Genomic DNA, 12,598 nt, shown 5'->3' on the forward strand with positions numbered 1-12,598 from the left:
TATTGCCAAATCGAAGGTTGAATGCGGAATAAATGCTAATAACCTCTATACGGACAGGCTAAAATGCGCGCCCGGCTAACCGCTGATCCTTTTCCAACGCGCCCCACAAGGTTCGCTACGTGATCGAGTTTCAAAACGTCCATAAGACTTACCGCGTCGCCGGTAAGGATATTCCCGCCCTGCATCCGACCAGTCTGACGATTGAGAATGGTCAGGTCTTCGGCCTGATCGGTCATTCCGGCGCAGGAAAAAGTACCCTGCTGCGTCTGATCAATCGCCTGGAGAATTCCAGTGGCGGCAAGATCTTCGTCGATGGCGAAGAAGTCACCGCGCTGGATGCCAACAGCCTGCGACGTTTCCGTCAGCAGGTCGGGATGATTTTCCAGCACTTCAACCTGCTGGCGTCCAAGACCGTGGCCGACAACGTCGCGCTGCCGCTGACCCTGGCTGGTGAACTGTCCCGCGGTGATATTGACCGGCGTGTGGCCGAGTTGCTGAAGCGCGTTGGTTTGTCCGAGCACGCCAAGAAGTACCCGGCGCAGTTATCCGGTGGCCAGAAGCAGCGTGTCGGCATTGCCCGCGCCCTGGCGACCAAGCCGAAAATTCTGCTGTGCGACGAAGCCACCAGCGCCCTGGACCCGCAGACCACGGCGTCGGTCCTGCAATTGCTGGCCGAGATCAATCGCGAACTGAAGCTGACCATCGTCCTGATCACTCACGAGATGGACGTTATCCGTCGGGTCTGTGATCAAGTGGCGGTGATGGACGCGGGCGTGATCGTCGAGCAAGGTTCGGTGGCCGATGTGTTCCTGCATCCCAAGCACCCGACCACCAAGCGTTTCGTGCAGGAAGACGAGCAGATCGACGAAAGCGAACAACGCGATGACTTCTCTCATGTGCCGGGTCGTATCGTGCGTCTGACGTTCCAGGGCGAAGCGACCTACGCGCCGTTGCTGGGCACCGTCGCTCGGGAAACGGGTGTGGACTACAGCATCCTGGCTGGTCGTATCGACCGCATCAAAGACGTCCCTTACGGGCAACTGACGCTGGCCGTCACTGGTGGCGACATGGAGGCGGCGTTTGCCCTCTTCACCGCAGCTGACGTCCACATGGAGGTGCTGCGCTAATGGAAGCCCTCACAAGTTTCTTCGCCAATATCGACTGGTTCGAGATCTGGCTGGCCACCGGCGACACGATGCTGATGCTCGGCGGTTCGCTGTTGTTCACCGTTTTGCTTGGCCTGCCGCTGGGTGTGCTGCTGTTCCTGTGCAGCCCACGACAGTTGCTGGAATCCAGAGGTGTCTACGCCGTGCTGTCGCTGGTGGTGAACATCCTGCGTTCGCTGCCGTTCATCATTCTGCTGATCGTGATGATCCCGTTCACCGTGCTGATCACCGGCACTTCGCTCGGCGTCGCCGGTGCGATTCCACCGCTGGTGGTGGGTGCCACGCCGTTCTTTGGGCGACTGGTGGAAACCGCACTGCGTGAAGTGGACCGCGGCATCATCGAAGCGACCCAGGCCATGGGCGCGACCACCAAGCAGATCATCATCAACGCCTTGCTGCCGGAAGCCCGTCCGGGCATCTTCGCTGCGATTACGGTGACAGCGATTACGCTGGTGTCCTACACGGCAATGGCCGGTGTGGTCGGTGCCGGTGGTCTGGGTGACCTGGCGATCCGTTTCGGCTACCAGCGTTTCCAGACCGATGTGATGATCGTCACCGTGGTGCTGTTGCTGGTGCTGGTGCAGGTGCTGCAGATGGTGGGCGACAAGCTGGTCGTGCATTTCTCCAGAAAATAAACAGTTCTCGTAATCAAGACATGAGCCGGCCATTCGCTGGCAGGCGCCAAACGGGCGCCGCAAGCGGGTACCCACAAGGAGTTAGCTGAATGAAAAAACTACTCGTCGCATTGGCTGCCGTAGCCGCGTTTTCCGCGCAGGCCGATGAAACCCTGACCGTCGCTGCTACGCCAGTTCCGCACGCAGAGATTCTGGAGTTCGTGAAACCGGCCCTGGCCAAAGAAGGCGTGGACCTCAAGGTCAAGGTCTTCACCGACTACATCCAGCCGAACGTGCAGGTTGCCGAGAAGCGTCTGGACGCCAACTTCTTCCAGCATCAGCCGTACCTGGATGAGTTCAACAAGGCCAAGGGCACCAACCTGGTAGCCGTGGCCGGTGTGCACCTGGAACCGCTGGGCGCTTACTCCAGCAAGTACAAAGCGCTGACCGAACTGCCAGGCGGCGCCAACGTGGTGATCCCGAACGACGCCACCAACGGCGGCCGTGCACTGTTGCTGCTGGCGAAGGCTGGCCTGATCAAGTTGAAGGATTCGAACAACATCCTGTCGACGATCAAGGACATCACCGAGAACCCCAAGGATCTGAAATTCCGTGAACTGGAAGCCGCGACCATCCCGCGCGTGCTGACCCAGGTTGACCTGGCGCTGATCAACACCAACTACGCGCTGGAAGCCAAGCTCGATCCGTCCAAGGATGCGCTGGTGATCGAAGGCAACGACTCGCCTTACGTGAACATCCTGGTTGCTCGTCCGGACGACAAGGACAGCGACGCGATGAAGAAACTGGTTGCTGCTTTGCACAGCCCGGAAGTGAAAGCATTCATCCTTGAGAAGTACAAAGGCGCGGTATTGCCGGCGTTCTGATGTTCAAGGGGGACGCGGAGCGTCCCTGGCTGCATTCCCACGCAGAGTGTGGGAACGATAAAAAACGGGGACGCATTAATTGCGTCCCCGTTTTTTTATGCCTGGAATACGGACCCTGTGGGAGCGGGCTTGCTCGCGAAAGCGGTGTGTCAGCCACCATCAATGCCGACTGAAACGGCGCCTTCGCGAGCAAGCCCGCTCCCACAGGGATTTGTGTAAGGCTGAGTCAGTTGCGCTTGAGCATCACCGGCAACTGCGCCACGAGTTTCACGTTATTCAACGGCGCGCGAATGAACCCGCGCTGGGTGCCGTCCGGTCCGATCACCGCGAGGTTGCCGCTGTGATCCACCGTGTAATTAGGCTTGCTGGTGTCCGCTGGGATGAACGGAATGCTCACTGCGTTGGCCAGTTTCTGGATGTCGTCCACCGACGAGGCGGTCAAACCCTGGAACTGCGGATCGAAGTAGCCCAGATACTGCTTGAGCTGCTTGGGCGTGTCGCGGTTCGGGTCGACGCTGACCAGGATGATCTGCAACTTGGCCACCGCTTCTGGCGGCAGTTCGCTTTTGATCTGGCGCAGTTGGGCGAGGGTGGTCGGGCAGATGTCCGGGCAGAAGGTGTAGCCGAAGAACAGCAGGCTCCACTTGTCTTTCAGCTCGTTGACCGCCACCGGTTTGCCGTCCTGGTCGGTCATCGTCACGTCTGGCAAGTTGCGGCTTTGCGGCAGCAGGATGATCCCTGCGTCGATCAGTGCCGTCGGGTCGCCCTGGCCCTTGCCGGACAGCACTTTGTTGACGGTCAGGCCCAGAACCAGCGCGATCAGGGCGACGAGGATGAAGACGGTTTTCTGAGTTCGAGTCATAGGTTCAACAGTAAGTAGTGGTCTACGAGCAGGGCGATAAACAGCAGGAACAAGTACCAGATAGAGTACTTGAAGGTGTTGATCGCCGCGTGCGGCCGAGTGCCACGGTACAACACCACGGCCCATTGCAGAAACCTCGCGCCCAGGCCGAGGGCACAAATCAGGTAGAGCACGCCGCTCATGTGGATCACATACGGCATCAGGCTGACCGCCAGCAGCGCGAAGGTGTAAAGCAGGATGTGAACTTTGGTGTAGTGCTCGCCATGGGTCACCGGCAGCATCGGGATATCGGCCTTGGCGTATTCCTCTTTGCGGTGTATGGCCAGGGCCCAGAAGTGCGGCGGGGTCCAGGCGAAGATGATCAGCACCAACAGCAGCGGCTCGGCGCCGATATGTCCGGTCGCCGCAGTCCAACCGAGTAGCGGTGGGGCCGCGCCCGCGAGGCCGCCGATGACGATGTTCTGCGGCGTCGCCCGTTTGAGGAAACCGGTGTAGACCACCGCGTAGCCGAGCAGCGAGGCAAGGGTCAGCCACGCGGTCAGCGGGTTGGTGAAGGCCAGCAGGAAGGCTTGCCCCAGCACCGCCAGCACCAAGGCAAACGTCAGCGCCGCTGCAGGCGACACCCGGCCTTCAGCCAACGGCCGTTTATGGGTTCGGGCCATGACCGCATCGATGCGCCGGTCCACCACATGATTGACCGCCGCCGCGCCGCCGGCACACAACGCGATCCCCAGATTACCGAATATCAGCACCGTCCACGGCACCCCGGCGCGGGTCGCCAGGAACATGCCCACCAAGGACGTGATGAGCATCAGCACCACCACTTTGGGCTTGGTCAGCTCCAGATAATCCCGCCAGATCGCCTGACTGTGACGTTCGCCGATCAGAATCGCCATGGCATCTCTCCTTTTATTGTTATGGGCCCGGCTGAATGTTTACGCGGGCTGAACCGCCAGCGTGCAGGAGCTTGTTGCTTGACCCGGACCAGACTGGTCCGCGCGTGATAATTGACCAGCACCATGGTCAGCAACAGCGCCGCGCCGCCGGCGTTGTGGGCGACGGCGATTGGCAGCGGCAGATGAAACAGCACGTTGCTGATGCCCAGGGTGATTTGTGCGCCGAGAGCGATCAGCACCAGGCCTGCGAGGCGCGTCATGCCGACCACTTTCAGTTGCCAGGCGAGGCCCAGCAGTACCAGCGTTACCAACAAGGCGCCGATGCGGTGAGTCAGGTGAATCGCCGTGCGGGCATCGCTATCCAGTTGCCCGCCGAGGTAATTGGGGCCGATGTGTTGGGTTAAGTGAAAACCGTTGGCGAAATCAGCCGGAGGCAGCCATTGGCCGTGGCAGGTCGGGAAGTCGATGCACGCCACCGCCGCGTAGTTGGAACTGACCCAGCCACCGAGGGCGATTTGCAAAATTACCAGCAGCAGGCCTGCGGTCGCCCAGTACTGCAATCGCTTTGGTACGGTCAGCGCCGGCAATACTCCAGACAGCCGCAGCGTCAGCAGAAACAACAGGCTCAAGGTCGCAAAACCGCCGAGCAAATGGCCTGTGACCACCTGCGGCCAGAGCTTGAGCGTCACCGTCCACATGCCAAACGCGGCTTGGGCGAACACCACGCCGAGCAGGAACAACGGCAACTTCACCGGTTGCCCGGGATGATGACGATGCACCCAGGCGCGGCCGGCCAGCACCGAGATCAACAACCCGAGGGTGCCAGCGAAGTAGCGGTGGATCATCTCGTTCCAGCCTTTGTGCGCCACCACCGGTGTGTCAGGGAAATGCAGTTCGGCATGGGCCAGTTGGGCTTCGCTTTTCGGCACGCTGATAAAGCCGTAGCAACCCGGCCAGTCCGGGCAACCGAGGCCGGCGTGGGTCAGGCGGGTGTAGGCGCCGAGTAACACCACAATCAGTGCCAGCAAGGTGGCAAACAGCGCGAGGCGAAATCCAGGTTTGGCCATGACGATGCCCTTATCCGATGTTCGACAGTTTCAGCAGATGACGCAGATCGTTCAGCAGGTCTTTGCCCTTGACCGTCGGGTCGTAGCGCAGCACCAGATTGCCGTGTGGGTCGATGATCCACAGTTGCGGCGCAGTCTTGTCGCCGGTGGTCTTGCTGAAGGTGGTGAGGTCCATGGGGTAGCGTTGCAGTTGTGGATACTCTCGGGTCAGCTTGGCTTCGTAATCGGCGCTCAACGGTTGCGCGGCGGCCAGTGCATGGCTGGCGCGGGAGGCATCGCGGCCGAGGCCGATCTGGATTTGCCGCGCCAGATAGACCAACTGCTGACAGTCCACCGAACAGTCCTTGGGCGCGGTCACCAGCATCTGCCAGCGGTCTTCCTGCGCCTGCACGCCGAGGTCGGCGCGGGTCTGGCCGTTGCCGATCAATTCGCCGTGATAACTGCGACCGTCCGGCACCCAGAAATTCAGTTTGTACATGCCGGTGGCGAGGATCATCGGACCGATCACCCCCAGCAGAATCAGCAGCAGTTGCAAGCGACCCTTGCGCCGACTTGCCGGCGTTTTCGCCTCAGACATGCTGGGTGGATTCATGGCCGCTCCCATGGTGTTTCTCCTTTGCGTTGTGCCAGCCGAGGTAGATAAAGAGGCCGAGCAGGGCGATCGCCATGGCGAACCACTGCACGGCATAAGCGATGTGTTTTTCCGGCCCCATGGCCACCACCGGCCAATCGGCCTGGTAGGACGCCGGGCCGGTTTCTTCGCGTAATTCGTAGGCAAAACCTTCGCGGTTCAGCGCCGTCCACAGTTTCGTCGGCTCAATGGCTGTCACCAGTTGTGGCCAAGTGGCGGTGCTAGGGTCTGCATGCAGTTGGAAGGTAGCGCCGGGGGAAACGTAGACCCACGCGTCGAGGCTCAAGGCTTCGGCAGGCGTCTTGAATTGCGGCGGGGTGCGCCGGTCCGGCCATGGCAGCCAACCGCGATTGACCAGCAGCCAGAGCCCGGTCGCCTGATCGTGGAACGGTTGCAGCAACTCGATGCCGACCTTGCCGTCGCGCTGACGGTTGTCCAGCAACAAGCTGTGCTCGGCATCGAACTGACCATGCAGGCGCACCCGGCGAAAGGCTGGATCTTGCGTATTCAGCAGCTCGGAACTGGCCATCGGTTCGGCCGCCCGGCGCTCGGCGTAGCTTTGCAGCAGTGCGCTTTTCTCCGCGCCCCGGCTCAACTGCCAGAACCCGAGTGACACCAGCAGTGGCAACAGCAGCGCGACCACAATCGTCGGCACGATGCCCGGCCGGAAGCGCTTCATGGCAGCGCCAGAAAGTCGGTGATCGCGATAGCTATACTCAAATGCATCGCCTTTCCCCCGGAGTCTCACCATGCTCAAAGCAGCCATCGTCCTGATGCTGATTGCCACGGTTGTCAGCCTGTTCAGCGGCCTGTTTTTTCTGGTCAAGGACGACAGCAGCTCGAACCGCCTGGTCATTGCCTTGAGTGTTCGTGTTGCCCTGGCCGCCACCACCGTCGGCTTGATCGCCTGGGGCTTCTACAGCGGCCAGTTGGTCTCTACAGCGCCTTGGTAGCTCTTTGAGTCAGAAGCCTCAGAGCACGTAGACGAAAACGAACAGCCCGATCCACACCACGTCCACGAAGTGCCAATACCAACTCGCCGCCTCGAAGCCGAATTGATGCTCGGCGTCGAAGTGCCCGCGCATGATCCGCATCAGCATCACGAACAGGATGATGGTGCCGATGGTCACGTGAGCACCGTGGAAACCGGTGAGCATGAAGAACGTCGCGCCGTAGATGCCCGAACCAAGGGTCAGCCCCAGTTCGTGGTAGGCGTGCATGTATTCTTCGGCCTGAAGGGCCAGGAAGCCGCAGCCCAGCAGCACGGTGATCGCCAGCCAGATTTTCAGTGCGCCGCGATGGCCTTTCTTCAGCGCATGGTGGGCGATGGTCACGGTGACGCTGGAGCTGACCAGCAAAATGGTGTTGATCAGCGGCAGGCCCCAGGGGCTGATGACTTCTTTAGGTGGCGGGAACAGTTTCGGGTCCGGGGTGTGCAGTAACGGCCAGGTGAACTGGAAGTTCGGCCAGAGCATGTGCGCGATGCCTTTCGGGCCTTCGCCCCCCAGCGCCGGGCCAGAGATGTGCCGCACATAAAACAGCGCACCGAAGAAGGCGATAAAGAACATCACCTCGGAGAAGATGAACCAACTCATGCCCCAGCGGAACGAGCGATCCAGCTGCGGGCTGTACAACCCTGCGCGGCTTTCCTTGATCACCGTGCCGAACCAGCCGAACAGCATGTAGGCCAGCAGCAGGCCGCCGACGAAAAAGATCAGTGGGCCATGGGACTCCGGCCGCGCTGCTTTAAGGTCATTGAACCAGGTGCCCAGGCCGTAAACCGTGACCAGCATGCCGGCGGTGGCGATGATCGGCCATTTGCTCTGGGCCGGTACGTAATAGTGTTCATGAGTTGCCATTTATTGTTCTCCTTATCGGGCACGCTTAACGCCTAGCCACCGGTGCTTGCAGCAACAGCCACGGGCGGATGACGTGCGGTGATATCGAACAGCGTGTAAGACAGCGTCAGGTGCTTCACATCCTTGGGCATGTCACGGTCAACGATGAAACGTACCGGCATCTCGATCCGTTGACCGGGCTGCAGCACTTGCTGGGTAAAGCAGAAACATTCGGTCTTGTGGAAGTACGCCGCCGCTTCACTGGGCGCGATACTCGGCACGGCCTGGGCACTCATTGGGTGATCGGTGGGGTTGTAGGCGACGAAAATCATCTCGTTCACCGCCCCCGGATGCGCGGTCAGTTCATTGCCCTTGGGATAGAACTCCCAGACCATGTCGGCGTTGTTCATCGACAGAAACTGCACCCGCACCTGGCGCGAGGTATCAACCACTTGTTCGCCTTCGTATTGCCCGGCGGTTTTGCCGTTGATGCCAAAGGCCTTGCACATCACGTCGTAGATCGGCACCAGGGCAAACCCGAAGACAAACATCGCGACCACCACCATTAGAAGGCGAGTGACTAGTTTTTTCAGCGAAATGGAATCAGCCATAGTAGCGAGCCTCCACGCCAAACCCTGTGGGAGCGAGCCTGCTCGCGAAGCAGACACCGCGGTTTAGCAGATACACCGCGTCATCCTTCTTCGCGAGCAGGCTCGCTCCCACAAAGGCTAAAGCGTTCATTTCACTTCCGGCGGCGTGGTGAAGGTGTGATACGGCGCCGGCGAAGGCACGCTCCACTCCAGGCCTTCGGCCCCTTCCCACGGTTTGGCCGGTGCTGGCGGGCCGCCGCGGATGGTCTTGATCACGATGAACAGGAAGAACAACTGGGTGGTGCCGAACATGAACGCACCAATCGACGACACCATGTTGAAGTCGGCGAATTGCAGGTTGTAGTCCGGAATCCGTCGTGGCATGCCCGCCAGCCCCACGAAGTGCATCGGGAAGAAGGTCATGTTCATGCCCACGAACGACAGCCAGAAATGCAGCTTGCCGAGGGTTTCGTCGTACATGTGGCCGGTCCATTTCGGCAGCCAGTAGTACGCCGAGGCGAAGATCCCGAAGATCGCCCCTGGCACCAGCACGTAGTGGAAATGCGCGACCACGAAGTAGGTGTCCTGGTACTGGAAGTCCGCCGGCGCGATGGCCAGCATCAGCCCCGAGAAACCGCCGATGGAGAACAGGATCACGAACGCCACGGCGAACAGCATCGGCGTTTCGAAGGTCAGCGAGCCTTGCCACATGGTGCTGGCCCAGTTGAACACTTTCACCCCGGTCGGCACCGCGATCAGCAACGTGGCGTACATGAAGAACAGCTCGCCCACCAGCGGAATGCCGACCACGAACATGTGGTGCGCCCAGACGATAAACGACAGGAACGCGATGCTCGCCGTGGCATAGACCATCGAGGTGTAGCCGAACAGCGGTTTGCGCGAGAAGGTCGGGATGATCGAGCTGACGGCGCCGAAGGCCGGCAGGATCATGATGTACACCTCGGGATGCCCGAAGAACCAGAACACATGCTGGAACAGCACCGGGTCACCGCCACCGGCGGCACTGAAGAAACTGGTGCCGAAGTGGATGTCCATCAGCATCATCGTCACGCACCCGGCCAGTACCGGCATCACCGCGATCAGCAGGAATGCGGTGATCAGCCAGGTCCAGACGAACAGCGGCATTTTCATCAACGTCATGCCGGGGGCGCGCAGGTTGAGGATGGTGGCGATCACGTTGATCGCGCCCATGATCGAACTGATCCCCATCAAGTGAATGGCGAAGATGAAGTAGGTCACGCTTTCCGGCGCGTAGGTCGTCGACAGCGGGGCGTAGAACGTCCAGCCGAAGTTCGGCCCGCCACCGGCGGTGAACAGGGTCGAGATCAGCAGAATGAACGCCGCCGGCAACAGCCAGAAGCTGAAGTTGTTCATCCTCGGCAGGGCCATGTCCGGGGCGCCGATCATCAACGGGATCATCCAGTTGGCGAGGCCGACGAATGCCGGCATCACCGCACCGAACACCATCACTAGGCCGTGCATGGTGGTCATCTGGTTGAAGAATGCCGGTTCGACGATTTGCAGCCCGGGCTGGAACAGTTCGGCACGAATCACCATGGCGAACGAGCCGCCAATCAGGAACATGCTGAACGCGAACCACAGGTACAGCGTGCCGATGTCCTTGTGGTTGGTGGTCAGCACCCAGCGCATCAGGCCCTTGGCGGGGCCGTGGGCGTGGTCGGTGGCATGACCATGATCATCGATGACAGCACTCATGACCGCTCTCCTGAGAACGAATGGGCTGGGCAGGCCGGGGCGCGCTGCCCCGACCGGTTCCTGATGTGCGCGATAGACCGGGTCATTTGCTTTCCGCCTGTTTCAGCTCCAGCACTTCTTTAGGAGTGACCATGTCGCCTTTGTTGTTGCCCCAGGCGTTACGTTCATAGGTCACGACCGCCGCGATATCGACTTCCGAAAGCTGCTTGCCGAACGCCGCCATCGCGGTGCCGGGTTTGCCGAAGTAGACGCGGTGCAGGTGATCGGCTTTCGGCCCGGTGGCAATCGGCGAGCCCTTGAGCGCCGGGAACATCGGCGGCAGGCCCTGGCCTTCGGCCTGGTGACAGGCCACGCAGGTGGTGTGGTAAATCTTGTCGCCGCGCTCTTTAAGCTCGTCGAGGGTCCATTCCTTGCTGGTCAGCTCTTTGAGCTGCAGGGCTTCGGCCTTGCGATCGGCCAGCCACTTGTCGTAATCGGCCTTCTCCTTGACCTCGACCACGATCGGCATGAAGCCGTGATCCTTACCGCAGAGCTCTGCGCACTGGCCACGGTAGATGCCGGGTTTGTCGATACGGGTCCAGGCTTCGTTGACGAACCCCGGAATCGCATCGCGCTTGACCGCGAAGGCCGGCACCCACCACGAGTGGATAACGTCGGCGGAGGTCACCAGAAACCGGATCTTGGCGCCAATTGGCAGCACCAATGGCTTATCGACCTCGAGCAAGTAGTGCTCGCCCTTGGCTTCCTTGTTGTGGATTTGATCCTGGGGGGTGGCCAGGTTGCTGAAGAACTCGACGTCCTGGCCCAGGTATTTGTAGTGCCACTTCCACTGGTAGCCGGTGATCTGGATATCGATATCCGGCTCACTGGCGTCGTACATCTTGATCAGGGTCGCAGTAGCGGGAACCGCCATGGCCACCAGGATGATGAAGGGCACGATGGTCCAGAGGATTTCGACGGTGGTGCTTTCATGAAATTTTGCGGCCACCTGCCCGGTCGAGCGACGGTGGACCATCATCGACCAGAACATGGCGCCGAAGACGATGATGCCGATCACCACACAGATCCAGAAAATGGTCATGTGCAGGTCGAATACTGCGTGACTGATTTCAGTCGCTCCCGGCGCCATATTCACAGTCCAGGCCGCTTGTGCCTGGCTGAAAATTGACCACAACAGGAGGCCCATCCAGACGTGTGGATGTCGCATCATTGCGGGTTCCCCTTATCGTTCTTGTTATCCCGCCGGCTAACACCAGCGGCAAGGGAGCGGCTTTTTCAGACTACGAACTTGAATCGCCGAGCCTTGCTGCATATGCAGTCGGGCGTCATCAGCTAACTCCATTCCCACCCGAGTATAGACAGCGACTGTCACCTCGCAATGTGATGGCGTAAATGATCTGAAACAGCTGGGACTTGCGCTCAAGGCCACGAATGGAGAACGATGCGCGACGAGTGGTGGCAAATCGATATAACTTTGGTGTCTCAAGGATGAAACAATTATGACAAATGCGTCTTAGCAACTTTCATAAGCCAGCTAAGTTATGTCTTCCCTATTTCATTGCCTTTGTTTCCTGGAGTTTTCATGAACACCGCCGCATTGCGCGAGCAGATCCAAAAAGCCCAACAACACGAGGCCGAGACCGGCCTGTTAACTCGTCAACTGGAAACCCAACTGCCGCACCTGCACGCTGCCATCCAACTGCCGGACGTTGACGCCAACGGCGTGATGACCCGGTTTGTGACCGCTTATATAGAGCAAGTGCCGGACCTGCTGGACGCCGCCAATGATGTCGCACGGGAAGCGGGCATCGAATCGCAGATCAAACCGGTGCTGAAAATCGCCGAGCAGTTCTTCCTCCAGCCGCCGGCGATCATGACCGGGCATATCGGCCTGGACAGCCTGCTGGACGAAGCGTATCTGGCGCATCGGTTGGTCGAAGAGGTCAATGACCTGTACATCAAGCATTTTGGCCAGCCACTGATCCCATTGGACATGACTGTCGCCAACCTGATTGCCCACCAATTGATCGGCGAGGAATTCGCCAACCAACTGGATGAGGCGGTGCATCACGCTGTGGACGAGATGCTTAACGAAGACAGTTTCGCGCTGGAATCGGTGGAGGCCTACCGCGAGAAACTCAACAGCCCGGACACCGGCGCCGCGTGGAAACGCTGGCCGTGCCTGTCGCGCCAGTTAGGCGTGGGCCTGGAGCTGGATCAGCCAGCCGCGTAAAACGACACATCCCCGGTAGGAGCGAGGCTTGCCCGCGAAGCTTTTGGCGTACTTGAGGACGCCTTCGCGAGCAAGCTTCG

The 12,598-nt window shown here is 60.0% G+C and carries 14 protein-coding genes; 5 read left to right on the forward strand and 9 right to left on the reverse strand.

Annotation, left to right across the window (positions count from 1 at the left end; translation table 11 throughout):
- The first annotated feature begins 119 nt into the window (after positions 1–119).
- From ACWIKB_RS03575 to ACWIKB_RS03585, 3 genes are all read left to right on the forward strand, one after another.
- Positions 120–1,127: a methionine ABC transporter ATP-binding protein gene (locus ACWIKB_RS03575; RefSeq protein WP_475265338.1), complete on the forward strand. Its 1,008-nt coding sequence runs from the start codon at positions 120–122 to the stop codon at positions 1,125–1,127.
- On the forward strand, positions 1,127–1,801 hold the full coding sequence (locus ACWIKB_RS03580; RefSeq protein WP_475265339.1) for a methionine ABC transporter permease: 675 nt from the start codon (positions 1,127–1,129) through the stop codon (positions 1,799–1,801). The genes ACWIKB_RS03575 and ACWIKB_RS03580 overlap by 1 nt, the downstream gene beginning before the upstream one ends.
- An 89-nt stretch (positions 1,802–1,890) precedes the next feature.
- The gene (locus ACWIKB_RS03585) at positions 1,891–2,664 is read left to right on the forward strand and encodes a MetQ/NlpA family ABC transporter substrate-binding protein (RefSeq protein WP_475265340.1); all 774 of its coding nucleotides are present in this window, start codon (positions 1,891–1,893) and stop codon (positions 2,662–2,664) included.
- Positions 2,665–2,890: 226 nt separating this feature from the next.
- On the opposite strand, the gene ACWIKB_RS03590 is transcribed toward ACWIKB_RS03585, so the two are convergent.
- From ACWIKB_RS03590 to ACWIKB_RS03610, 5 genes are read right to left on the reverse strand one after another with little or no spacing between them, the layout of a single operon-like run.
- Positions 2,891–3,526, reverse strand: coding sequence for an SCO family protein (locus ACWIKB_RS03590; protein ID WP_475265341.1), 636 nt, complete (start codon positions 3,524–3,526; stop codon positions 2,891–2,893).
- The gene (cyoE, locus tag ACWIKB_RS03595; protein WP_290027183.1) at positions 3,523–4,422 is read right to left on the reverse strand and encodes a heme o synthase; all 900 of its coding nucleotides are present in this window, start codon (positions 4,420–4,422) and stop codon (positions 3,523–3,525) included. Before cyoE ends, ACWIKB_RS03590 begins: the two co-directional genes overlap by 4 nt.
- A complete protein-coding gene (locus tag ACWIKB_RS03600) occupies positions 4,410–5,489 on the reverse strand; it encodes a COX15/CtaA family protein (protein ID WP_475265342.1) in 1,080 nt (359 codons plus the stop codon). The genes cyoE and ACWIKB_RS03600 overlap by 13 nt, the downstream gene beginning before the upstream one ends.
- A 10-nt stretch (positions 5,490–5,499) precedes the next feature.
- Positions 5,500–6,093, reverse strand: a complete 594-nt coding sequence (locus ACWIKB_RS03605) for a hypothetical protein (protein WP_213937643.1) — start codon at positions 6,091–6,093, stop codon at positions 5,500–5,502.
- Positions 6,059–6,799, reverse strand: a complete 741-nt coding sequence (locus ACWIKB_RS03610; protein WP_475265343.1) for an SURF1 family protein — start codon at positions 6,797–6,799, stop codon at positions 6,059–6,061. The genes ACWIKB_RS03605 and ACWIKB_RS03610 overlap by 35 nt, the downstream gene beginning before the upstream one ends.
- Positions 6,800–6,869: 70 nt before the next feature.
- Here ACWIKB_RS03610 and ACWIKB_RS03615 point away from each other — a divergent pair, with 70 nt between their 5' ends.
- A complete protein-coding gene (locus ACWIKB_RS03615; protein ID WP_027926133.1) occupies positions 6,870–7,073 on the forward strand; it encodes a twin transmembrane helix small protein in 204 nt (67 codons plus the stop codon).
- Positions 7,074–7,091: 18 nt separating this feature from the next.
- Here ACWIKB_RS03615 and ACWIKB_RS03620 read toward each other — a convergent pair whose 3' ends face one another.
- The 4 genes from ACWIKB_RS03620 to coxB all read right to left on the reverse strand — a co-directional run bounded on the left by ACWIKB_RS03620 (position 7,092) and on the right by coxB (position 11,495).
- The gene (locus ACWIKB_RS03620; RefSeq protein WP_475265344.1) at positions 7,092–7,979 is read right to left on the reverse strand and encodes a cytochrome c oxidase subunit 3; all 888 of its coding nucleotides are present in this window, start codon (positions 7,977–7,979) and stop codon (positions 7,092–7,094) included.
- A gap of 32 nt (positions 7,980–8,011) precedes the next feature.
- The gene (locus ACWIKB_RS03625) at positions 8,012–8,569 is read right to left on the reverse strand and encodes a cytochrome c oxidase assembly protein (RefSeq protein ID WP_475265345.1); all 558 of its coding nucleotides are present in this window, start codon (positions 8,567–8,569) and stop codon (positions 8,012–8,014) included.
- A gap of 126 nt (positions 8,570–8,695) precedes the next feature.
- Positions 8,696–10,285 (reverse strand): cytochrome c oxidase subunit I, encoded by a 1,590-nt coding sequence (ctaD, locus tag ACWIKB_RS03630; protein WP_475265346.1) that lies wholly within the window; start codon positions 10,283–10,285, stop codon positions 8,696–8,698.
- A gap of 82 nt (positions 10,286–10,367) precedes the next feature.
- Positions 10,368–11,495: a cytochrome c oxidase subunit II gene (gene coxB, locus ACWIKB_RS03635; protein WP_475265347.1), complete on the reverse strand. Its 1,128-nt coding sequence runs from the start codon at positions 11,493–11,495 to the stop codon at positions 10,368–10,370.
- A 372-nt stretch (positions 11,496–11,867) separates the two neighbouring features.
- Between coxB and ACWIKB_RS03640 the strand changes: the two genes are divergently transcribed.
- A complete protein-coding gene (locus ACWIKB_RS03640) occupies positions 11,868–12,518 on the forward strand; it encodes a hypothetical protein (protein WP_475265348.1) in 651 nt (216 codons plus the stop codon).
- Positions 12,519–12,598: the final 80 nt, after the last annotated feature.

It is taken from the genome of Pseudomonas sp. 5Vm1k (genome assembly GCF_056161485.1).